The 22,239-nt window shown below is 62.2% G+C and carries 29 protein-coding genes; 2 read left to right on the forward strand and 27 right to left on the reverse strand.

The window, feature by feature from the left end:
* Positions 1-672: 672 nt before the first annotated feature.
* Positions 673-3,051 (reverse strand): TonB-dependent receptor, encoded by a 2,379-nt coding sequence (locus SLW52_RS08305; protein WP_320739968.1) that lies wholly within the window; start codon positions 3,049-3,051, stop codon positions 673-675.
* A gap of 205 nt (positions 3,052-3,256) precedes the next feature.
* Between SLW52_RS08305 and SLW52_RS08310 the strand changes: the two genes are divergently transcribed.
* Positions 3,257-3,460, forward strand: coding sequence for a hypothetical protein (locus tag SLW52_RS08310; RefSeq protein ID WP_267084904.1), 204 nt, complete (start codon positions 3,257-3,259; stop codon positions 3,458-3,460).
* Positions 3,461-3,491: 31 nt separating this feature from the next.
* Here the strand turns inward: SLW52_RS08310 and SLW52_RS08315 are convergent, their stop codons facing one another.
* From SLW52_RS08315 to SLW52_RS08345, 7 genes are all read right to left on the reverse strand, one after another.
* Entirely contained in the window at positions 3,492-3,809 is a 318-nt protein-coding gene (locus SLW52_RS08315) for a hypothetical protein (RefSeq protein ID WP_226975198.1), read from the reverse strand.
* Between the two features lie 28 nt (positions 3,810-3,837).
* Positions 3,838-4,329 carry a nuclear transport factor 2 family protein gene (locus SLW52_RS08320; RefSeq protein WP_267123442.1) on the reverse strand — a complete coding sequence of 164 codons (492 nt, stop codon included), beginning with the start codon at positions 4,327-4,329 and terminating at the stop codon, positions 3,838-3,840.
* Positions 4,330-4,612: 283 nt separating this feature from the next.
* Positions 4,613-5,065: a hypothetical protein gene (locus SLW52_RS08325; protein ID WP_267123441.1), complete on the reverse strand. Its 453-nt coding sequence runs from the start codon at positions 5,063-5,065 to the stop codon at positions 4,613-4,615.
* 97 nt (positions 5,066-5,162) lie between these two features.
* Positions 5,163-5,555 (reverse strand): hypothetical protein, encoded by a 393-nt coding sequence (locus SLW52_RS08330; protein ID WP_148828267.1) that lies wholly within the window; start codon positions 5,553-5,555, stop codon positions 5,163-5,165.
* 447 nt (positions 5,556-6,002) lie between these two features.
* Complete coding sequence (locus SLW52_RS08335) at positions 6,003-6,485, reverse strand: hypothetical protein (RefSeq protein WP_320739969.1); 483 nt, start codon at positions 6,483-6,485, stop codon at positions 6,003-6,005.
* Positions 6,486-6,892: 407 nt separating this feature from the next.
* Positions 6,893-7,174 (reverse strand): hypothetical protein, encoded by a 282-nt coding sequence (locus tag SLW52_RS08340; protein ID WP_320739971.1) that lies wholly within the window; start codon positions 7,172-7,174, stop codon positions 6,893-6,895.
* A 113-nt stretch (positions 7,175-7,287) separates the two neighbouring features.
* Positions 7,288-7,650: a hypothetical protein gene (locus tag SLW52_RS08345; RefSeq protein WP_320739972.1), complete on the reverse strand. Its 363-nt coding sequence runs from the start codon at positions 7,648-7,650 to the stop codon at positions 7,288-7,290.
* A gap of 319 nt (positions 7,651-7,969) precedes the next feature.
* Here SLW52_RS08345 and SLW52_RS08350 point away from each other — a divergent pair, with 319 nt between their 5' ends.
* Positions 7,970-8,647: a hypothetical protein gene (locus SLW52_RS08350; protein WP_320739973.1), complete on the forward strand. Its 678-nt coding sequence runs from the start codon at positions 7,970-7,972 to the stop codon at positions 8,645-8,647.
* A gap of 106 nt (positions 8,648-8,753) precedes the next feature.
* On the opposite strand, the gene SLW52_RS08355 is transcribed toward SLW52_RS08350, so the two are convergent.
* The 19 genes from SLW52_RS08355 to SLW52_RS08445 form a co-directional block, all read right to left on the reverse strand.
* Complete coding sequence (locus tag SLW52_RS08355; protein WP_320739974.1) at positions 8,754-8,930, reverse strand: T6SS immunity protein Tdi1 domain-containing protein; 177 nt, start codon at positions 8,928-8,930, stop codon at positions 8,754-8,756.
* Positions 8,879-9,214, reverse strand: coding sequence for a hypothetical protein (locus SLW52_RS08360; protein ID WP_320740092.1), 336 nt, complete (start codon positions 9,212-9,214; stop codon positions 8,879-8,881). The genes SLW52_RS08355 and SLW52_RS08360 overlap by 52 nt, the downstream gene beginning before the upstream one ends.
* A 70-nt stretch (positions 9,215-9,284) precedes the next feature.
* Complete coding sequence (locus SLW52_RS08365) at positions 9,285-9,548, reverse strand: hypothetical protein (RefSeq protein ID WP_320739975.1); 264 nt, start codon at positions 9,546-9,548, stop codon at positions 9,285-9,287.
* Between the two features lie 51 nt (positions 9,549-9,599).
* Complete coding sequence (locus SLW52_RS08370) at positions 9,600-10,046, reverse strand: ankyrin repeat domain-containing protein (protein ID WP_320739976.1); 447 nt, start codon at positions 10,044-10,046, stop codon at positions 9,600-9,602.
* Positions 10,047-10,603: 557 nt separating this feature from the next.
* On the reverse strand, positions 10,604-10,939 hold the full coding sequence (locus SLW52_RS08375; protein WP_320739978.1) for a hypothetical protein: 336 nt from the start codon (positions 10,937-10,939) through the stop codon (positions 10,604-10,606).
* A gap of 46 nt (positions 10,940-10,985) precedes the next feature.
* The gene (locus SLW52_RS08380; protein WP_320739979.1) at positions 10,986-11,378 is read right to left on the reverse strand and encodes a DUF4288 domain-containing protein; all 393 of its coding nucleotides are present in this window, start codon (positions 11,376-11,378) and stop codon (positions 10,986-10,988) included.
* A gap of 95 nt (positions 11,379-11,473) precedes the next feature.
* Complete coding sequence (locus tag SLW52_RS08385; protein WP_320739980.1) at positions 11,474-11,926, reverse strand: hypothetical protein; 453 nt, start codon at positions 11,924-11,926, stop codon at positions 11,474-11,476.
* Positions 11,927-12,564: 638 nt separating this feature from the next.
* Entirely contained in the window at positions 12,565-12,834 is a 270-nt protein-coding gene (locus SLW52_RS08390) for a hypothetical protein (protein WP_320739981.1), read from the reverse strand.
* 883 nt (positions 12,835-13,717) lie between these two features.
* The gene (locus tag SLW52_RS08395; protein WP_295911702.1) at positions 13,718-14,206 is read right to left on the reverse strand and encodes a hypothetical protein; all 489 of its coding nucleotides are present in this window, start codon (positions 14,204-14,206) and stop codon (positions 13,718-13,720) included.
* Between the two features lie 131 nt (positions 14,207-14,337).
* Entirely contained in the window at positions 14,338-14,733 is a 396-nt protein-coding gene (locus SLW52_RS08400) for a hypothetical protein (protein ID WP_295911705.1), read from the reverse strand.
* A gap of 127 nt (positions 14,734-14,860) precedes the next feature.
* Entirely contained in the window at positions 14,861-15,322 is a 462-nt protein-coding gene (locus SLW52_RS08405; protein WP_320739982.1) for a hypothetical protein, read from the reverse strand.
* A 433-nt stretch (positions 15,323-15,755) separates the two neighbouring features.
* Positions 15,756-16,052 carry a hypothetical protein gene (locus tag SLW52_RS08410; RefSeq protein ID WP_320739983.1) on the reverse strand — a complete coding sequence of 99 codons (297 nt, stop codon included), beginning with the start codon at positions 16,050-16,052 and terminating at the stop codon, positions 15,756-15,758.
* A gap of 175 nt (positions 16,053-16,227) precedes the next feature.
* Positions 16,228-16,923 (reverse strand): DUF1963 domain-containing protein, encoded by a 696-nt coding sequence (locus SLW52_RS08415; protein ID WP_320739984.1) that lies wholly within the window; start codon positions 16,921-16,923, stop codon positions 16,228-16,230.
* Positions 16,924-17,094: 171 nt separating this feature from the next.
* Positions 17,095-17,511: a DUF4279 domain-containing protein gene (locus SLW52_RS08420; protein ID WP_320739985.1), complete on the reverse strand. Its 417-nt coding sequence runs from the start codon at positions 17,509-17,511 to the stop codon at positions 17,095-17,097.
* Positions 17,512-18,808: 1,297 nt separating this feature from the next.
* Entirely contained in the window at positions 18,809-19,162 is a 354-nt protein-coding gene (locus tag SLW52_RS08425; RefSeq protein ID WP_320739986.1) for a DUF2185 domain-containing protein, read from the reverse strand.
* A gap of 228 nt (positions 19,163-19,390) precedes the next feature.
* A complete protein-coding gene (locus SLW52_RS08430) occupies positions 19,391-19,744 on the reverse strand; it encodes a hypothetical protein (protein WP_320739987.1) in 354 nt (117 codons plus the stop codon).
* Positions 19,745-20,024: 280 nt separating this feature from the next.
* A complete protein-coding gene (locus SLW52_RS08435) occupies positions 20,025-21,029 on the reverse strand; it encodes a DUF6708 domain-containing protein (protein ID WP_320744241.1) in 1,005 nt (334 codons plus the stop codon).
* A 196-nt stretch (positions 21,030-21,225) separates the two neighbouring features.
* Positions 21,226-21,624: a hypothetical protein gene (locus SLW52_RS08440; protein ID WP_320739990.1), complete on the reverse strand. Its 399-nt coding sequence runs from the start codon at positions 21,622-21,624 to the stop codon at positions 21,226-21,228.
* A 76-nt stretch (positions 21,625-21,700) separates the two neighbouring features.
* Positions 21,701-22,054, reverse strand: a complete 354-nt coding sequence (locus tag SLW52_RS08445; protein ID WP_320739991.1) for a DUF2185 domain-containing protein — start codon at positions 22,052-22,054, stop codon at positions 21,701-21,703.
* Positions 22,055-22,239: the final 185 nt, after the last annotated feature.

A 22,239-nucleotide genomic window follows, 5' to 3' on the forward strand; every position in this document is an offset into this window, starting at 1 on the left:
GTAGGAGCCGCTCCTACGGGTGGGCATCGCCAACGTATGCGTCACGCGCAGACACGTGTTGTGGGAGGGACTTCAGTCCCGACGTCGTGACCGGCGGCTGCCGCGATGCAGGGGGCCATCGTCCCAGAGGCATAGCGACGCTGGCGCGTCGCGCGTAGCGGCTGAAGCCGCTCGCTACTACGGTTCTTCTCATCCAACAGTAAAGCTTGAAGCAACAGCAAAGGCTTTCGCCTGGCGGCGAGTTACTTTTCTTTGCTCGCGCAAAGAAAAGGTAACCAAAAGAAGCGCTTTACCACAGCCGAAGGCTGGTCAAGCGCGCCCTGCCTACGCGCCCTCCGCGCTGCGCGCTCCGGGTCCGCGGATGCACCGGGGATTCGCGGAAGGGGCATCCTGCCCCTGCCGCGAACGGCGCACGTCCCTGTGCGCCGCCCCTTCGGGGTTTTTCCCCGGTCCATCCGCCGCTTCGGAAGGGAACCCGGCAAGGCAAAAGCAAAAGCCAACGCCAAGCAACAGCACGACAACAGCACGACAACAGCAACAGCAAGGCTATCGCCATGGCTACAGTTACCGGCTATTTACTGCTGCGAAAACGTAAACGGGCGGGAGGACTGTCGCCCTCCCGCCCGCTGGTGCCGGTAGGTGCTGCCGGCGTGGTGCTACGACGTGCTGCGATCAGTGCCAGTGCAGGTTGAACGAGACGCCGACGATGCGCGGTTCGTTGTACACGGCCGCCATGTAGTTCTCGATCACGCCCTTGAGGTTCTTCTCGTTGGTGATGTTGCGGGCGAACGCGGCCACTTCCCATGCGCCGTAGTCGCCGGTGTAACCCAGCTTGAGGCCGCCCTCGAAGTTGCCGTTGGAGGTGAACTCGGTGGAGTCGTACAGCACGAAGCTGGTGTAACCCTGCTTGTTCCAGTCGGTGGCGACGAAGAAGGCGCCGCCGTCGTTGACCGGGATGTCGTAGCGGGCGGCCAGGTTGACGTTGTACTTGGGCGCGTTCGGCAGCGGGTTGCCGTCGATCTGGGCGAAGGTGTTGTTGCCGATGCGGATGGTCGGGTCCTTCACCGTGCACACCACCACGCCGTTCAGGCCGCACACCTGCGCATACACGCGTTTGTCCTGGATCTCGCTGTGCAGCAGGCTCAGGCCCGCGGTCAGCGACAGGTTGGGGATCGGGCGCCAGTCCAGGTCCGCTTCCATGCCGTAGGCCTTGGCCTTGTCGGCGTTGAACAGCACGCCGTTGCCGTTGGAGTCGTTGCCGTTGAGCTGGATGTCGTCGACGGTGTAGGTGAAGCCGGTGACGTTCAGGCGCAGGCGGTTGTCGAACAGGTTGCTCTTGATGCCGGCTTCCCACGACAGGATGGTTTCCGAGTCCGCGGTGGTGAAGTCGGAGTTGAACACCGCCGAACGGCCCTGGATGGTCGGGCCACGGAAACCGCGCGCGACCTTCGCATACACGTTGACGTTCGGGTTGATCTCATACATCGCGCTCAGGTCCCAGCTCGGCTGGGTGTCGGCCAGGCGCACGTCGCGGCGGCCCTTGTAGGTGACCACGCCGGCCGCGGTGTCGGCGGTCTTGAGCAGCTTGGTCTCTTTGCTGTCGCGGGTCTGGCGCACGCCGGCGGTCAGGGTCAGCGCGTCGGTGACCTTGTAGGTCAGCTGGCCGAAGCCGGCCCAGGAGGTGTTGCTGTTGTGCAGGCGCACCCAGTTGTTGGGATTGCGCGCGGCGGTCTGCAGGAAATAGGCGCGCTGGTAGAAGTCGGTGGTGTCCTTGCCGTCGAAGTAGAACGCGCCGGCCTGCCACTGCAGCGGGGCGTCGCCTTCGCTGGCCAGGCGCAGTTCCTGGGTGTACTGGTCCAGGTCGCGCACCTGGCCCATCGACTGGCCGTAGCCGTTGGGCACGCCGTTGACCGGGAAGTTGGCCGCGGCGCCGCCGTCGGTGTCGCCGCGGCTGTAGCCGGAGGTGGTCTCGTAGGCGCTGATCGAGGTCAGCGACACGCCACCGAAGTCGTAGATCGCCTTCAGCGAGGCGCCGTGGGTCTTGTACGCCTGCGGGTTGTCGTGGGCTTCGTCGTAGGCCACCTGGTCGCGCGGCACGTCGAGCTTGTTCGAGCCCTTGCGCAGCGCGCCGCGCAGGAACAGGGTGGAGGTGCCGTCGTAGTCGCGGGTATGGAACGAACCCAGCAGAGAGAAGTTCTCGCTCGGCTTCAGCAGCAGCTGCAGGCGCGCGTTGCGGTCGTCGTAGCCGCCCATCGCGTCCTTCTTCGGGGTGACCGTGCCGTCGGCGCTGGGGCCGGTGTAGGTGTTGTCCACCCAGTCGTCGCGGTGCTGGTACAGCGTGGACACGCGGAACGACAGCACGTCGTTGATCGGGCCGCCGATGCCGCCGTCCACCGAGACCGTGTTGTAGCTGCCATAGCTGGCGGTGACGCGGCCGGTGTAGTCGTCGCTGGGCTTGATGCTGTCGAACTTGACGATGCCGGCGGTGGTGTTGCGGCCGAACAGCGAGCCCTGCGGGCCGCGCAGCACTTCCACCTGATCCACGTCGTAGACCGGGTTGGACTTCAGCACCACGTGCTCCAGCACCACGTCGTCCTGGATGATCGACACCGGCTGCGAGGCGCCGAGATAGAAGTCGATGTTGCCCAGGCCGCGGATGTAGAAGCGCGGGAAGATGCGGCCGGTGGTGGTTTCGGCGTAGAAGCTGGGCACGCGGCCGGACAGCGCCAGCAGGGTGTCGTCGCCGCCGGCGGTGAAGTCGCGCATCGCCTCGCCCTGCACCACGCCCACCGACACCGGTACCTCCTGCAGGTTCTGCTCGCGGTGCTCGGCGGTGACGATGATGGTGTCCAGCGAGGTGGCCGCATCGCCAGTGCCGGCGGCATTGGCCGGGCGGGTCTCGCTGCCGGCCAGCGACGGCGCGCTGTCCTGCGCGGCGGCGGCGGCGGCGACCGAGGCCAGCACCAGGGCGGCGCAGGCCTGCGCCAGGCGGGTACGGGCCGGCGCGGCGCGCGCGGTCAGCGGCCGCGGGGAGAGATGGGGATGCAGCATGTCGGATCCTTGTGAGCGCGCAAAATCGAGTCCGTTCGGCTTGCGCAGCAGCCCGCGACGGCATGCGCCAGACTGTGGCGCAGCGCGGCACGATATGTCGTCTGTGTTGCACCGCCGTTGCAATGACGGCGCGGCGGCCACGGCGCGACGATGCGTGACCGCATCACGTCACGCCACGCCGTCGCAGCGGACATCTACGGACCTCATGCATCGCGACGGCGAACTGCAGCCGGACCTGCAGGCCCGCCGCGACGCCATCGCCCCGCACCGCAGCGCCGAACTGCGCGCCGACCGCCAGGACCTGACGCCACTGGCCAAGCCACAGCAGGGCGTGCACCTGCTGCGCGAGGCGTTTCCCTCGGCGACGCCGATTCCCGGGGCGGTGGACGCGGGCACGGGGGAACGATAGGACCCAGGATGCCACGCGCCAGCGGCGTGATTCAGGCCGAAGCGTCCGGTTCTGCGCGACGGTATGCCACGTGCTGCAGGGGCTGCAGCGGCTCCGGCATCGGCACGGCGACATGCACTTCTTCGAGGTCCCAGCTCGCCGGAAAGTCCGCGATCACCTCGGTGGCGGCGCACGAGCAGCTTTCGCGAGGCGTTTCCATCGGCGGGCCGTCGTATTCGAAGCGCAACCGGACCACGCGGCGCGCCTGGTCGGCCTCGATCGAGGCCTGCCGCAGTTGTGGGTGCACCTCACCGAGCAGGGCGCGCTGCAGGCTCAGCAATAGCGCGGTACGACTGCCGACGTCATCCATCGCGCTTCCCTCGTCTACGCCGGCGACTTCATTGCGTGCAGCGCTGCGCGGCAAAGTCGGCCAGGCGTCGGGTGAGCGTTCCTTCCTGCCACGCGATGTCGAGGATCACCCAGCGATCGTCCTGGCGACCGAGCACCAACGTATCCGTCCACTGCTGGTCATCGATGGCAAGCCGGGCGCGCACCTGCGCGGCGTCGCCGGTGACTTGCGCGGTCGTCGAGACCAGCGCCGTCGGTTGGTCCGGCCACAGGAAGAATGGGCTCTGGTCGAGCATGTGCGGCTTGACGTCTGCAGGCACAAGTTTGGCGCAGGCTGCCTCGTAGGCGCGCTGCGCCTCCAGCGCCGCGAACAGTTCCCGCCCAAGCAGATGCCGCACCTGCGCAACGTCGCCATCGGCGTGCTTGGGCGCGATCGCCCAGGCATAGAACGTCTGGACCGTGCGCACCGGCGACTCGCCCGCGATGGCGGCGAACGCGCTCAGCCACAAACTTATCGCACACAGAACGCGCATTCCCCTCATGGATCGTTGCCACCTTGGGCCGCCAGATGCGGCATGGCGATCCTCGACCAGTGGCTGCGCGGCGTCAATGCGAGCGCTGCCTCGTGCGCCAGCGGCCGGCGTGGCCGCAGCAACCAGATGCCTAGGAACAGGAGACATCCGATTTCACCGGAACTCCAACCACGTAGAGCGGCTTCAGCCGCGACAGGCTTTACCGGGAATGCCCGTTGCGGCTGAAACCGCTCCTACAAGGCCACGACACATGCCGCTAAATCGCAGCGAAAGCGCATCACCAGGGCATCCTTCAGTCGCTGTCCACCCCGAGCACGCTCAAGCGCAGCGGCGGTGCATCCGGCCCGATCGGCGCATGCGCGAGGGTTCCGGTCACCCTCACCACCTGGCCGACACCTTCTTCGCGCAGGTGTGCGGCCTGGTCCGCGGTGACCGCCAGCCGCAACTGGCGCACCTGCTCGTGCCGCGGCTGGCGCCCATCCGCCGACGCCGCCACGCACAGCGGCTGCGGCAGGATCAGTACCTCTTCCTGGGTCGCTGCCGCACCGGCAGCGGCGTCCGGATGCGTATGCGCATGCGTATGCGGGACAGCAGGCGGGGCGGCGTCGGTGGGCGACGGCGCCAGAATACCGGACAGGGTGACCTGAGTCGGGCCATACGGCAGGCAATGCCTGGGCGCCGCCATCAGCTCGGGCGAGGTGCCGATCAGGAGCAACGGGAACAGCGACAGGGTACGGATCGGCATGGTGGCACGCGGATGGAGAGGGACCGCCGAGCATACCCAAGCGCGATGGCGCGTGTGCTGCAGTCCGCGCCATCGCGTCGCGCAGCCCTACCGGCGGTCAGGGTTCGCGTTCCACCACCACGTCGGTGAACCGCGGTTCCGCCGCGATCAGCGCATGCAGCCGCGCAAAGCACGGATCGTCGTCGCGCATCGCATGGCGGCCGAGCAGCCGCTCCCAGAACGAACGCTCCTTCTCGATCTGCAGCATCCAGGTATGGTTGCCATCGACCTCTTCCTCGGCGTAGGCGCCGACCAGATAGGTGCGCCCCTGGCATTCCGCTTCGGAGGCCCAGCCCCAGTCCTCCGGGTCCGGCTCGGACAGGACCATGGCGTCGCCCACACGCACGCGCAGCCAGTCCAGCAGCGAGCTGCCGCGGATCGGATTGATCGGATTCTCCGGCTCGGCGCTCACCTCGAGCAGACGGGAGCGGAAATGGATGACAGGATGCATGCGGCAGCTTGACTCTCGAACGATCGGGGGGCGGACGCGCGCATCGGCGCGGCTGCGTCATGGCGCGCAAGCGCGGATGGGCGGTCCCGGAGGGTAACGCACGCGCGGCGGTCCAGGTGGACAGCGGTGCGGCACGTCATGTGGCTCGTGCGGCCTACGCACGCGCCTGCGGCACGCAGACACGCCACTCGCAGCACCCAGCGACCAGCGCCGGACACCATGGTGCCGCAACCGGCCAGATCCATTGCAGCATGCCTGCATGACAACTCATCGCATCCGCCGTAGACAGGCGCATGCGCCCAAAGACGCCCAGCGACCGATCGCGGCGGTGAGCCACACGTCGGCGACCTTGCGGCAGGGCGAGGCGCAGGCCAGGTAAAGGGTTGGCTAGAGGAGCCTGCCGCGGCGGCACCGTCATGCCCTAACGTGGCGCTTGGCGCTCCTTATTCAGCGTGTCGCGATCTCACGCCATTGCAGCAATCTGTGTGCAGCCCGTTCGGCTTGTTGCTCCATCCCGGGGAGTTCCATCCGCTGCTCGCTGAGCTGCACAAGATGACGAACCAGCACCGGATGCTCTGCGCCTTGCCAGAGAAGACTGCAGATCGGCTCGACATAGCCATCGTACTCGTCGCGTGCCTGCGGGGTCCCTGCGATGCCGATAGGGTCCCAGATGTAGTGCAGCACCTCGCTGACCGCGCGACGCAACGTCAGCATTTCGTCCGGACGGCGGGCCGATGCGAAGTAGCGCACATCCACATCATTCCGCAGACGTCGCAACAATGCGTCGTCTTCGATGTAGAACATCTCCCGACACGGCAATTCTGGCTTTACCGCAATCATCATCAACTGACCCAGACGCAGGTCGGGATCGCGCTGCCATGCCTCCCTCACCGCGGCGAGCACGCCATCAATTCTTTCTGGATCTCGCATTCTTTGCTCCCTTGTCACCGATATGCGCCCGCGTGTGTTGGCTGGTCCCGATCCATCCGCATGCAGCGAGGCACATCAGGTAGAGACGCTCCTGCCACACGCGGCACAGAGCTTCGCCCGCGGGGTTCGCAGTGGCTTTCCGCAGACGTGACACGGAGGACCATAGATGGAGAGGCGCCAGCAGTAGAGATCCTTTGCCATCGCGTAAACCTTCATAGAGCAACGTTGGTATGGATGAAGCAGTGGCAGGCAAAACAAGACAGCGAGATTCTCGATGCCGCGTGCTCAGCCAGGCCCCAATCGGATTTGCGTCACGCATGTCGCGCCTGGATGAGGACGGCGCCACGGAACGCATCATGGCTGCTCTCCTGGGCAACCCACTACTTTGCCGTGCCCCAGCCTTGGCCTTAGCTGCCCGCTGCCTGCCACAGCGCATAGCCCAACAGCCCCAAGCCCACCAGGGCAAACCCGCCCCAGAAGGCCGCCGCGTCGGCCGAGACCACGCGTGGGGCCAGGTACGCGCTGCGCTTGCCGGATTTGCTGCGCCGTTTGCTGCTCCACGGTTCGACACTGTAGTAACCGAACGAGAACGTCGGTACCACGAGCATGCCGACGACATAGCACAGACCGTAGAGGACGATCTCGACCAGCGGGCGCAGGACGACCTCGGTCAACAGGCTTGCGGGCATGGTGTCACCTGATCCAGACAGAAGTGATGTGCGGCGTTGGCCTCGCCCCTGCGCCGAGGCTGCATGCGATGCTCGCCGAGCGGGCACTGTCCGTCAACGGCCGGCGCCCTCGATCACCGGCTGTCGCTCAGCAGCCGCTGCACCAGCTCGAATCCGAGCACCGACATCGACGGATAGCGCGCGTACTCGTCCACCGACAGCATCCGCGCGAAGGTGTCGTCTTCGTGCAGGGCGCCGGCGATGTGGAATGTCAGCAACTCCCCGGCGTCTTGGGGCAGCGGCGCGCGGCCGACGATCTGCCATTCGCCGCTCCTGAGTTTCTGGGTGCCGGTGAACAGCAACCGGATGTCCTTGTCGCCATCGCGCACCGGCAGCGGCCGTGTCGGCGACGCGCCAAGCGTCGGTTCCGATGCCTGCTGTTCCAGCACACAGAAGCCGACCACCTTGCGATAGTCGCCCCGCGGCGCCCACAGCACTTGGCAGGCGCGTACGTTCCAGCATCCGACGGGATCGCGAAGACATCGCCCGCCCGGTACTTCACTGCCATTCCACCACCCTCTGAAATCTGGACCGCGGCAAGGTATCCCCACGGCGTGCCTGATGGCAGCCACCTTACTGGTCGAGGTGTTCCTCGGCGTCGCTGCGGCTGGCCGGCGCGCATGGGTTACGGAGGCCACGCCACGCACCACAGCGACGGTGTCCAGCGGGCAGCATGATGTCCTCACCTACTGATTCGCTCGCCACCGGTTCACCCGGCATGCACCACACTATTGCCCCACCTCTGGAGCGACTGTGATGCACAAGACCTGGCTGCTCGCCTTGTTGGCGGTTCCCGCACTGGCCTACGCGGCGCCGGACGAGGACACGGCAATGTGCCGCAACGGCGGCTTCCCCATGAGTACGGCCGGGTTCTCGCTCGCCAAGGTCGCAGTGCCGCGCCTGTACCTGCTCAACGACGACGACGGTTGCCCGGCCAAGGGCGAGGCCGCGTGCCGGCAGCGCGCCTATGTGGTCAAGGACGACACCGTGATCCTGGCGCAGCGCCAGGGCGGCTTCGTCTGCGCGTTCTACCCCAACAAGGTCGGCGGCAGCGCCGGTTGGGTGGCAGCGTCGAGCGTGCAGCCGCTGCCGGCGACGGCCGCACCGAAGCCGCAGGCCTGGGTCGGCCAGTGGCACGACGGCGACAACGAACTGCAACTGATCGCCAACGGCGACGGCACCATCACCGCCAACGGCGATGCCTACTGGCCCAGCGCCAACCCGACCCCAGATCAAGCGCCTGGTGGGCCGCACCTTGGCGCCGTCACCGCGCGCGGCTTTCCCGAAGGCAATCGGCTTGAACTCAGCCAGGACGACTGCAAGGTCCGCCTGCAGCTAGTCGGCGACCTGCTGGTGGCCTCGGACAACCTGGAGTGCGGTGGCGCCAACGTCAGCTTCAATGGCGTGTACCGGCGCAAGTCGGCGAAGCGCTGAGGCGCGGCCTCTGCGGTGCTGGCATGGGGTTTGATCCAGGCGGTGATCCGGTGCCGCCTGGGTTCTCGCTAGAAGATCGCATCCCGCGGCTTCATTCCAGTTTGCGTCACAAGCCCACGCTTTGCGCGACCAGGTCCGCAAAGACCCATACATCCCCCTTGTCGTACGTCTCGGGCGCTTCCGTTCCGCCCAGCGTCGGATACGGCTGCGGGATGTAGATCTGCCCAGGCTTCAACGGGCCAAGACGCGCCGCGATCGCCCGCACGTGGTCGCCGCACAACACGTACGCCTCGAAGCCCGGAGATCGCGCAGGATGGCCGCCTCGAACGCCGCTGTGGACGCATGTGCGCCATACGACTTGCCGGCAGCCTTGAACGGATGCAGCACCGCGTACTCCTGGCTGGCCGGGTCGTGCAGAAAGAAGTGGCCGAGACTCGAGTAGCCGACCACGACGGTATACGCCGGGAACGCGTCCGCCCAGGGGCCGAGCACCTCGTGCGATTCCGGCACGATTAAGTAATACAGCAGGACGTTCGTCGCGTCGGCGCGCTCTGCACTCTGGCTCATTGGAAACCTTTCTGCGATGGCGCGCCAGGATACCAAGCCAGGCGCATCCACCTGCTGTCAGCGTGTTCACCTAGACCTTGGCGATGGAGCCATAGCACTTGGCCGATCCATCCAGGAAGAACTGCACGTCGCGCGCCTGGCACCAGGCTTCCAGCTCGGCCTTGAACACCGGCCACAGCTCGCGCGCCCACGCAGGTGCACTCTGCGCCCAGGCATGCTCGGTGGGCACGTAGACCGTCGGCACGCCCATCGGGAAATCCAGTACGAACTCCCCGCCCGGGCCGGTGCAGACGAGTTCTTCCTTCCAGCGTGGTTGGAATTGGAATGTGGTCATGCGTCCGTTAGCGGCAGATTGATGCGATCTCGCACGAACAAGGCACTGCGCCTATCTTCCGCCATGCTCAAGCAGCAGTTGCAGGATGGCCGGAGAAGCCATGCCGCGTGCAATTCCCGTTGGGGTCACCGACTCTCCTTCCGGAAGATTAGGATCTGCCCCATATTTCAGTAGCAAGCGAACGAGGTCGGCGTTGCCATTCCTCACTGCCAGTGCGAGTGGGGAGCTGAACTCGCCTGGAAGGCCAACGCACTCCGTGATCTGCGCATAGCCACGGCCGTTTGGGTCTGCGCCTCCTTCAAGCAAAATTTCTACCCCTGTCCAATCCTCGAACGCCACGGCCCTATTGAGGAAGTGATAATCGTACGCGGCCTTGCAGCGATCTTTGGCGAAGAGGTCTTTGGCATCGACGGCGGGTGGCAACACGCTGAGCGCCAACACGGCGAGTAGAGAGACCCTTTTCATGTTGCAAGTTGCCTCTTTTGAGTCGATCCGCACGAACTGTCGTTGGGTTGGATAAATTCCAGTCTATAGGGAGGAACCACGTGACTCCAATCCATACTCTTCACTACGGCTTCTCCAAACGACCGCCCAGTGCGCACAGGCCGCCAACAGGTTCCTGGTTCAGAGAGGCGCCAGTCCCAGCCTTCAGCTCAGCGGCACAGCGCTGGTTGACGACCAGGCGGTCGCGGATGGCTCACCATGCCCGACAACTTAGTTTGCCCTTGTACATCCTACCGCGCATGGTCAAGGTCGTGTCCGGCCCTGCTCCCCTTAGCTTGAAGCTCGGTGGAAGCGAGGGATCGCCTGGATCGGTGTAGGTCAGGTCGATCCTGCTAGTGACGAGGATGAATCGCATACGGAGCTCCTGAAAGCTCGTGGTCGACAAGCAAGAAGCGCCTGGGTATGGGACGGATATGGCATGTTCTTGAGCCACGCGTGACCACATGATGCCCGCCTTGCGCACCATCGAGATCACACTTATCACAAGGCCAATCCAATACGTCATGGGATCAGCCGCGATCATCGACAGGTGACCGTGAACTTTCAGATCGCTAGTCGACCGACGGTTTGATGGGACCGGATGCCACCTTGGCAACCGCGCGATCAAGCGCGACGCGCACATGAAACGCCAGGCACCTTGCCTCTTTGCAGAATGTGATAATGCGCTCAAACAGCGGGGAGAGCGTTCCCTCACCACTACGCCGGTAAGCGTTGTAGACGTGATGCTGGATCTCATTCAGCCACTTCAGCGCCTCCAGCTTGCTCGATTGGTCGAGCTTAGCGTCGCTCCAGATGGCGCGTCCCGCAATGGTGAGCTCGTGCCACAAATGGAGACAAAAGTCCTGTTGCTCTCTTTCGGAATAGAACCTGATCTTGCTGCGGTCCATGGCAATTCACCCTCGCTGATGGCCCGGTGGCAGTTCGAGGTCGCCGTCATGCATTCAGTTGATCCTTCAAAGCATCCAGCGACATCACCCGCTGTCTCAGCACATCGAGCCGCATTGACGCGTGTTCCTCGTACATGATTTCCGACCCATCTTCGAGCGACTCGTAGATCGGCAGGAGTTGCGTGACACCTTCGAAGACCCACTGGACAGGCACCCCGCCGGGACCGCCCTTGTAGGGGTCGGTTGTCGTCTCGGCCACGGCAACAACCTTCCTGTAGGCCTCGTCAAAATCTGGCGCGCTGGCGATGATCGTGTTCTCCCATACGAGGAATTCCTCTTGCGGATCGTCGTTACCGAGAACATCGAGCTCGACGAAGCGAATCACGTAGCTACCGACATACCAGCCGACGGGAGAAAGGACTTTTGGGTGGGTGGTCATGAGCGGATATCCATGTTTAAGTGCGTCGCCTTGTTAGCCAGCATCGGCCTAGTGTCGGGGCATGCTCCAGCTACAAGGACCATGTCCGTGTCTGCTCAAGCGCCGAGCGCATCGGATGAGACTTGCTTGAAGAAATCACTGAAGACCTCTCCGTTCATCAGTGTTTCCCGCTTCTCGACGTAACTGAAGACAGGAACAGAAATCTTGGCAGGGTTCGGGCCCAGCCGACCCATCGAGAAGAAAGTCCCGTAGCTGTCGCGGACCATGCAGCAACGCAGGGTGGTGCGTTGCTGCAACAACTTGCCAAAGGCGAAACCAAGCCCCTCGACCAAAATCGAGTGTTCGGGACGGTCGCTCGCTTCATCCAGCAACCAGGACGTGCGAACCACATCGAGATACTCCGCGTCCAAGAGGTGACCTTGCGAAAGATCCACGTGTGGCGTGTACCGCAGGTTGAGCATCCGCAGCGAAGGCGCACACTCTGCCTCGAGTGCAGCGACTTCGTGGTCGGACAGAAAATGCTCTATTTCGAAGGTGTACTTACTCATGGGTTTCCAATCGGTGTCCGATCGCCTGGGCTAGGCCTGCAGTGATCCTTGCCGAGTGGACGACCACAGTCAATCCGTCCTTGACTCGACGCCGCCATCCTGAAAGTTGCTTCCGGATCGGCAACGATGCCAGCCCGGCCAGTAGCCGTGCGATATACATACGGCGGTCGGCAGGAGAACTGGGGTCGGAGAACTGGGGTCAGAGTGCATCTTCAAGACAAGTGCACTCTGACTCTTTTTCCTAGACCGGTGATCAGAGTTCTAAAGCATCACCGGAGTCGTTGTGCCAGCAGACGAAAGTTGGTGGCTTTCCCGTGTCTCGGAAGGAGGCGAAGGCTCGCTCAATCGTTGCGAGCGGCAGCGCCCATGAAGCTGGATATAAATCGACTTGGCCATTGGAGAGCCTGTATTCGATCATTTCGTCAAGCGGTCCGGAATAGGAAGGGTTGCGACAACTGAAGCCTGGATCTTCAGACGAAGGCAAGAACATAAGCCAGCCGATGTCGCCGTTGATGAGAGCGCAAAGAGACGACCCATTTGGAGCCGATTCCCAGACCTCCCGACAGTTAGCGCAACTCAACATATAAGGACGAACACCTGATTTAAACCGAACCGCGAGGCAGCTTCCGCTTGAATAACTAGTTACGCCGCAGTGCACGAATTTTTAGGCGCAAACGTATGCCGGCAACAAGCATTGCGCTCCCCACAAGGATAAAAATGTATGGCAGATATTCCGGCCAGGGTAGCTCGGCAGGGACCGCCCGAAGGTATTGATGGGAGGTCTCTCCATCACTTGGCAACATCAAGGAGATCGGAAGCTGATGCAGTACTAATGGCGTGCCGAATAGCCCGGTCAGCGAGAATAGCACGCCGAGCACTGTTACTAGGTTTGCGAGAATCTTCTTCATGTGACCTAGCGCTTAAATTATCTCAATCAGCGAAGTCGGTTCGGCCTGAATGGAACTGTCAGCTGCCGTTTCCGGCGCTGACGTAGTTGTAACAGCCGACTGCAACAAGCGCGACCGTCAGCGCAATGAGACCGACGCCCTCGATATCTAAGTTCGACCGAAGAAGCTTGCGACGCCAAGACGGGACGAGCAGGCAAGGCGACACTACCAGCAGCCCAGCGCCGAGGCTAGCCAAGCCGAGTCCGAGGTTGAACTGCCATGATCCCCAAAGCTGGCTAAGCATCTGACGTGGCACCTAGCGCTTGAACTAAGCGGACCCACGCAGCGACTTCGGCGTCGGCTTGAGTGAACTGTTGGGGGCCACTGTTCGGCTCCAGCGACGATGATGCATCAAGGTATTCCTGCGGCGGAGACTCAAGCTGAGGATTGGCAAGCCAGTGAGCTTCTCCGTGGATGCGAAGCATGGCCCAATGCCATGCCTCGTCATGAAAGATTAGCCCGTGTAGATCATTTGGCTCCTCGTATGGATAGCATGCAACTGCCGCGTCGTCAGCGTCCGCCGGTGAGTACGACCCGTAAGAGCTAAGAACCCGCGCGAACAAGTGGCATTCGTGCTTCAGGCACTCCACGTATTCTTTCTTTGTCCAGGTTTGGGTTGCCATGAAATTGGCATGTTAAAACTAGGGTCAGGGTGAACTATAAAGGTATAGCACACAAGAAAAGTGCACTCTGACCCCTAATTTCGGATCAGTGCAAGCGCGCCGGTCGCCTACTCTTGGCGCATTTCCTGGAGGTGGTCGTCGTGGCCGTACGTGGCCTAAATTATTGCTCGGCCTTGTGCCGCAACCGCCAGCGCAGCGCTACGGCAAACGCCACCAACACGTCATTGCTGCTCCGCGCGGTTGAAGCGATTCATCGTGATCGCCGGCTCGCCGTTGATGTTCAACCAGACCACGGTTTCTGTCATCGTCTTGCCGTCAGGGGCGACGGTGTAGGTACGCGTCGTGCGTGGCATTCCCTTCAAGTAGAACGCGGCGACCATCACGTTCGGCGCCGGCAGCCATACGGCCGTGGTGTCGACCGTCGGGTAGCCTTTGCTTGGGGCTGCGGTTCCGTCGAGCGGATAGATGGCGACGGCGTGGATGTCATGCCCATCGCCGCCGACGATATCGGCATTCGTCTGCCACTTGCCCTTGCCCACATCGCTGTAGGTGAGCGAGGCGCTCTTTGGCCGCTGCGCGGGCGGCGCCGACATGCTCGCGACATCGAGTACCCATTTGCCGAGCAAGGGCGACTTGGAAGATTGGGCGTACACGGGCGCGCTACAGACCAGGCCCACGATCAGCAGCAGTACGGCGAGATGCTTTTTCATACTTTCTCTCCAGTAGCTGAGGCGCATTGTTGCATGACTTTTCCGTGGCGGCTCTCAAGGTATCGGACACCAAGAATTCTCAGATGACACGCATCGTCGCCGCATGCGATCTTTTTTCCGCGGTGGAACCGCTAGCGCCACGCCGAGTAGGTCGTTACGTGGGTGCGTTCGAGCCTTCCCTTCGCGTCCGTTTCCATCTCGATCACGTAGCCCGACTTTCGCAGCAGCGACTCTTCGGTGGCGATGACGCATCGCCGCCGCCGGGGTGCCGTTTCCTGGCAGGCGTCGAAGAAGTAGTCGCTCGAACCTGCGACAGTCGATCCTGCAAGATGGCGGTCAAGGCCACGTTGCAGCTGCTCCGCGTCATAGGTCCGATAGGGACGGTCGAACGGCAAACCGGACGCGGCATACACCAGCTGCCATGGCGTCTCGCAGGCACACGGCATCGGCGAATAGCCGACGAGCATGAATCCGGCGACACACGCCACGATGGTCGCGGCTCCCAGGGCCTGGATACGTCGATGCATGCTGTGGGGTGCCTAGATCGGTCCGCGATGGAGTAGGAGTTAGCCTCGCCTCGCCGACCATGATTCAAGACGGGCGAACTAGATGCGTCAATGGTCCAGTTGATCCCGTCAGAGATGTCTCATTGCATCAGCAAGTCTTGCCGAGCGTCACCAACAGGTGCACTGCCCTGTCAGGGGGCGCATCATCCTGCGGTCGCGCAATCGGACTGCTGGTGCCGGCGGCGACGATGGTCTTGATCTGGCAAGCGGGAATGCCCTGCTCCAACAGATAGTCATAGACCAGTTCGGCGCGACGTGCCGACAACATCATGCACGAGGTAGGGCTGCACTCAGTTGCGTTCGCCCTCCCCATCAAGTCATAGGCGACGTTCGGATACTCCTTCATGATCGAGACATTCACCTGTAGATTCTCGAGTTGAGATCCACTCGCGTTATCCATGGAGTCCTCAAGGTTCTCCCCTACAAGTGGATGTCCTTTTTTGAAGTAGACCGTTCGCCAATCAAGCGACATCGACTGTGCCGGAACTGCCACCAGCACGGCGGCGAAGAGCATCAAACTCTTTAGTGCGGCAATGCGGATTATTTGCATGTGTCATCCCACTAATTGAACCGAGTCGCGAAGCGATCGGCTTCGCGACTCGGCACCGATGTAAGGCGAGCTAGTCGCCACGCTTCACCCGGAGCGCATGTCGGCCAGTGCGGTGCGTTCTCCACGCTTCCTGCGTCTCGATCGATAGACCAGATGGGCCGAACCGTTGAGAAGAACCCAACACAAGGCCGGAAACCACGCACTGGAGGCGACACGCGAGGCCGCCTCCATTCCCTGCGATGTGACCGCGTCCGGTCCCAATCCATCCCGCAGGAACCAGTCGACGCAAAGCAGGCATAGGAAGGTCGTGGTCGACGTGAGCACAACGTCAGGCTGGATGGGAAGACGACCACCACGACGAAGGCCGCTCCGGCACACGCAACCAGCGCCAGGAATCCGATCACAAGTGCCTGCATGCCATGCATCGCACCGCTCACCACTTCCCAAAGTAGGACGAAATGTCGAAGTAGACCTCGCGCTCCTCGCCGTAGGGCAGCACGATCGTGATGAGGTCCATGGCCGACGGCTCGAACAATAGCGACTGCGATTTGATGCGCGCGCCGGGGTAGTGCTGATCGAGCCATGTGCGTTGCGCGGCGATGCCCGCGCCTTCGCTATGCGCCGCAGACAGATCGACGGGGCGGTCCGGCGATGCGCCATCCCCATGTGCGACGGCCGGCCTCGGCGACGGCGCGGAGTGACATGCCACAAGGCCCGCCAGCAGGATCAACGACAGCAGTCCACACTTCATATCACACCCCCTAATGTGATCGACCAGACAGCTGGATCAGAGTAGACCTGTCGGCGCACTGCGCACAATAGCGCGCAGTCTTGCTAGGACTTCGCTTGATGCATCACTCGATCAACTGCGCACCTGGTCCCGCAGCCTTCTCCGCCGGGCGCCGCTAGTAGCACTGCCACGCAAGCGCCCACTCGTCTTCTTTTCCTGGTGCTGTTCCGCGGCCGAAGTAGCCAACGCCGCCGTCGCCCCACATCCAGCGGCCCTTGTCCGTGGAGTCGATCTGAAAGACGAACTCCGGCGATGCGGGATGGCGTTTGAAGGGCGCCCAGAAGATCTCGGCCTGGATCAGCGTCGGCCATCCTCCCAGCTTGAAGCCATCCAGGTTCCGGAAGAGATCGTGGTAGTGCGCTTCGATATCTGCTGGCAGATCCATCGGCGCATCCTCCCAGCACGGGTAGTCGTCATGAAAGACATGCGGCCGCATCGGAAATGCGTTGATCGGCGAATCGGTGTGCCGTCGCGCCAGTGGCACCAGTCCATCGAGCCGCTTGTACGCCCGCAGACACCACCCTTCCCCGTTGGGCGTATCGACCGGGAGCGCATCGGGACCGATGAACACCGCAATCAGTGCGATATCCGCGAGGCGCGCCGGCCGCAGCGGCAGTTCGCTGACATTGATCTGACACAGCGCATGCATCGGCCGTCCCGCCGTCTCCGGCCATGTCTCGCCCGGCGCGCAGACGTTCACGCGACCGAACCAACTTGCCAGGGGATCGTCGGGCGGCCGGAATCCCCCGATCTCCAGGATGACACCCGGGCGGGCGAGTTGAGCTTTGAGGTCGTCAGCTGTCGTCGTCACGTATGCGTCTTCCGCGCTTCATCGAGGGCGGGCCGTGTTTACTGGCTTTGCGTTCAATAGAACAAGAACCAGTCTGCAATTCCAAGACAAGTGCGCCGATCCCGTTTCCGTGGTACGTCAGGGTTGAGCGCGTTGTCAGGCCGCACACCGTAGGCATGCGTCCCCTGCACGTCAATCATCGGACGCGTCATAGATATCCAGGCTGAGCGAGATGCCGCGGCGCGAAAGTGCTCCGAGCACCTCCGGGCAGAACTCCAGTCCATCGTTGGAGGAGCCCATGAACACGCCGCAGAAAAAGTCCATTGTGAAGCGTGACCGAAGCGAGGCCCAAACGGCCGGGTCTTCCGGCAGCTTGCTCAGTATCTTGAAGATTTGGGCCGGAATGTCTTCGGGGTAGCTGTCTTCAGCCGCCAAGCTCCATCGTCCGATCTTCTCTACGTAGCGGTTGCCAGTCTTGGCCCCTACACGGATATCACCCTTGGCAAACGCCTTGGTTGGCTCACAGCCCAGCAGGCTTGTGATCTCCGATGGCACGAGGTCATCTCCAAAGATTCGGAAGGAGACGATCGAGTGGTCTGCAATTCTCATGGCGCGCCAACATACGAGTTAAGCCGCGCCGCGAGGTGGCGTCAGCTTGAATGAATGACTAGTCGGTAGGAGCCGTATTCCCCAACGCTGCCGCCGAGAGCCGAGCATGCCACAACGTGTAGCCATGGTGCTTACTCGATTGCTGGCTGCTACTTCGCTGGAACAAAGGGCAAGGAGCGCGGGTGAGCAATGAAGCTGGGAGGCGAAGCGGAGGGCGATTCGAAGATGGACCGAAACATGGAATTGGGAAAAAGCCGATCTTTCAATGGTGTCGCACCTACTTTTGCTCACAGCCGTCGAAGACAGGCTCAACACCAGCCTGTCGCGCCAATAGCAGCTGCTCCGGCGTGGGTCGATATGTGGCGGGCCAGGGTGGCCCAAGCGCGACGGGTGGACAGAACAGTGAGAGCGGAACTCCGGCGCTCACCAAGGCATCCTGAAACAGTTGCGCACGCTTGAGTGCCAGGGCGCTGCATTGCGCATCCGCACATTCGCTTGGGTCGGCTCTGCCAACAGCCTGATACCGAATCTGATTGACGCGCAACATGATCTGCGAATCGTGCTCCACGGCGCGCATTAACCACTCTGTAGAGTCGACGGATGTGGTCAGATCATTGTCAATAGAAGGCTGTCCAGGTTTGAAGTAAATGCAGAATAGCTCCGGACCAGACGCGCTTAGCGTCAGTGGCAATGCTAGGAACACGAGCAATACGAGAGCAAAAGGAGTTTTCATGTGCGGTCAAGGTTTGAACTACACAGCGGACCAAGCGCGAAGCAATTGGGGGTCAGCTAGGTTAAATACTTAGGTTGCACGTCATGCAGGCGGATTGATTGCCGCCATCACACTTGTGCCACAGTTTTTGCAACAGAGACCAGGGTCGCCAAGCGTATTGCAGGTAACGCCAGCCATCGGAAGACGGCAACGAACGCAGTGAAACACCGCCTCTGAGACTTGGCCCACACGCGGGACATCCCGAACCCCCAGCTCATCGAACTCAACTACCCACCAACGGCGCTTCGGGTCGTACTGCGCCGTTCCATGCCCCTCAAGATCCTCGGACTCATCCGACTCATCGTAGGCTATAAGCGGAAGGCCAGGCGACAGCACAACCCCAGCGTTTGATAGATCGCGGATGCTACCGAATGTGTCGAGAACGACAGCGGTTCGTTCCTGATTGATGACGCCACAGACCAAACCATTGAAATCTGCATAGATCCGAATTTGCGGAAGATCACACATTGTCGCTAATGCCTCCGTTAAACCACACCACGACCTGGAGGCGACTTGATCCACCCATCATGGCGCATCCGCTGGTGCCCAATCCATCACAGCGATGAACTGCTCCGACTCCGGGGACTTTTCAAATGCGCTGCCTTCCGGGGCGTCCAGAAACGGAATAATGCTCGGGTCGTAGTTGGCGATCGTGTTGACGTCATAGACGGCATGGTTGGCTGGGTTGTCCATGTACGCATCGTCTTCGGAGCCTGACATGAAGCGCCAACCGCTATCGATGTCGTTGTCCGGCGCTTCGCGGTACATGAAGCGCACGGAATCACCGTCGACGGTGATCCTGTCGGTGGCAATACAGCCGCCGTAGCCTTCGGCCATTGGCTCGATCTGATCTTGCGAGAGTCGGAACTGCTTGGTCATGCGTCCTGACACCTGGATTGGGCGACACCGCGAAGCAGGGCCGGTTGAATGAATAGTTGGACGGTGGTGCCAGAGGTGGTGAAGCATCGACTGCGCTTCACCAGCACTGCCGCATGGGCGCGAGCATGCCATAGATCTCTGTCTTGGATCTTGCTGGCGTCGCTGGTCTCTGGGTGTCACCAAGACCGGTCGTCAGGCCTCAAGCCTCCGGGCTTGGTGTGCCCACTGCTACACGCCGCCGCCCAGAAACGGCAGCACGATGAAAGAGGTAATCAGGAGACTACCGACGACGACGGTCGACAAGTAAGGCGCCGAGCGAGTTGAGCGATCCGTGGCCACGGAGTACCACGCTGCCGGAACCGAGATCAGAAGCGCCAGGAACGAGCCAACCCCAAGCACGGCGAACGCAACAGGCACCACAGGGACATCGCGCAGGAGGAGGGACGCCACCGTTGAAATGACCAGACTTGCTTCAAGAACCAGCAGAGCAAGTATGGAAATCTTCGCCGGCTGCATAGACATGTTCTCGGGGCTTGGTACCTGAATTGAACCGCACCGCGCGGCGGCTTCGGGTTGCATCATCGTTAGGCGTTGGTGCCAAGGAGGTCGTGAAGCATGGACCGCGCTCCCCAGCACTACTGCCAAAAACCGAGCATGCCACAGTTCGCGATCATGAGGACGTGCCCAAAGTGGACGCCGCATCGCGCGTCCATCACTAGACTGATGCATGAAGTAGGCGGAACCACGACACGCATTCGTCTCGTGTGGATTGTTGTGCCCAGCATGTCTACTCCAGAACTGGGGTCAGAGCTAACTTTAAATGGCCTTGCATACAAGAAAAATGCACTCCGCCCCCCGTTTTCTAAGCGTCCAGCGCGCTGCCGCGCAAGGGGGCGCCGCCCACGCTGGCCAGCACTTCACGCGGCCATACGGGCTTGCTCTTGATGTGGAAACTGGCCCAGCGGATCAGGCCGTAGAGCAGGGTCAGCGGAAAGAGCGGGATGGCGATGACCTGCCAGAGGATGGCGCCCAGGTCGGGGTGCTTCCAATGCTCCGCACTGCCCGGGCCGATGAAGGGCTGGCCGAAGAAGATGCAGCGCGCCAAGCGCATCTCGAACAAGGCCTCATTGGGTCCGTCGCCTTCCACGAACAGCGGCCCTTCGTGTTCCATGAAGCGGCGGATGTGCTCCCAGGTATCGAGCAGGGGTTGCACCGCGATGGCGCTGCTGGTCAGGCCCAGGCCGAACTGGCCGACCACGCGGGTGTCGCCGGGCGCGGCCAGCACGATCATCTGCAGGGCCGCGTTGTCCTGTGCGACGGTGCCGGTGAAGGTCTTGAAGCGGACGACCTGGGCGCGCACGCAGGCCCAGTCGTAGCTGAGGATCTCGTGTTGGCCGTCCCCGCCCCAGAGCGGCCACCAGCCGAAGAGACGCGTGTTGTCCTTGAAGACATGGACCTTGCCGGCGTTGCGGTCGAACAGGGTGGGTGCGTAGCGGTAGCCGATGAGGTCGAAGCGGAGCATGAGAAGTGCGCTAACCAGCAAAACCATGAGTGCGATCAACCCGAAGTAGCTAAGTCCTAGTACGCGATCAAAGGTCGCATCGAAGACGATGTAGATCAGAGGGGGCATCATCACCAAGGCGCCGAAGGCCAAGTAGCCCAAGAGTGCAGTCATCATGCTTCCATAAGCCAGCCCATGGGGAAATGCTTCGATGACCGCGCCTCCGCTGTTGGGTGATCGGCTGGCCGGTACGCCGTGCGGCGGCAAGAGGACGGCCTGGGTCCCCACGCCTTTGAACACTTCGTTCTCGTGCAGCTTGAAGAATTCGTCTCCGGCCTGCTGGCCGAGCCATTCGATGTCGGCCATACCGGCGGGTCGGCGCGATATCGATGGCTTGGGCTCGGAGGCGGAGTGTTTGTCGTTCTTGGTTCGGGTCATGGTCAGGGTTTAGAGCGGCTCACAAAACCCTTCTGGCGTCGTTGCCGCATCTTGTCGTACTACTCGTACTGCCTTCGATGCGGTGCCTCGCCAGAACCGCTTCGCTGGGTTTTGGGAGCTGCTTTTATTCACGATGAGCGGTCGCGCCCGAGGCTGAGGCGCTCGACGGCAGCGGCGCAGCGGCCCCTGCTGCGCGGTCCGGCACCACATGGCGCCAGGCTTCCAGCGCGCTGCCATGCAAGGGGGCGCCGCCCACGCTGGCCAGCACTTCACGCGGCCATACGGGCTTGCTCTTGATGTGGAAACTGGCCCAGCGGATCAGGCCGTAGAGCAGGGTCAGCGGAAAGAGCGGGATGGCGATGACCTGCCAGAGGATGGCGCCCAGGTCGGGATGCCTCCAATGCTCCGCACTGCCCGGGCCGATGAAGGGCTGGCCATCGCACTCTGACCCCTGTTTACGCAGCAGTCTTGTGATCTCCGATGGCACGAGGTCATCTCCAAAGATTCGGAAGGAGACGATCAAGTGGTTTGCAATTCTCATGGCGCGCCAACATACGAGTTAAACCGCGCCACGATCTGGAGGCGGTTTGAATCAATTGTCAGGGCTCATCCTCCGGCGTCCAATTCGTCACAGCGATGAAGTGCTCCGAATCCGGAGGCTTTTCAAATGCGCTCCCTTCCGGGGCGTCCAGAAAAGGAATAATGCTTGGGTCGTAGTTGGCGATCGTGTTGACGTCATACACGGCATGGTTGGCTGGGTTGTCCATGTACGCATCGTCTTCGGTGCCTGACATGAAGCGCCAACCGCTATCGATGTCGTTGTCCGGCGCCTCGCGGTACATGAAGCGCACGGAATCACCGTCAACGGTGATCCTGTCGGTGGCAATACAGCCGCCGTAGCCTTCGGCCACTGGCTTGATCTGATCTTGCGAGAGTCGGAACTGCTTGATCATGGGTCCTACACCTGGGTTGGGCGACACCGCGAAGCCTGGCCGGTCGAATGAATCGTTAAACGGTGGTGCCAGGAGGTGGTGAAGCATCGACTGCGCTCCCCCAGCGCACGGGCGCGAGCATGCCATAGATCTCTGTCTTGGATCTTGCTGGCGTCGCTGGTCTCTGGGTGTCACAAAGATCGGTC

Origin of the sequence: Xanthomonas sp. LF02-5 (genome assembly GCF_034105325.1) — a bacterium.
GTDB lineage: Bacteria > Pseudomonadota > Gammaproteobacteria > Xanthomonadales > Xanthomonadaceae > Xanthomonas_A > Xanthomonas_A sontii.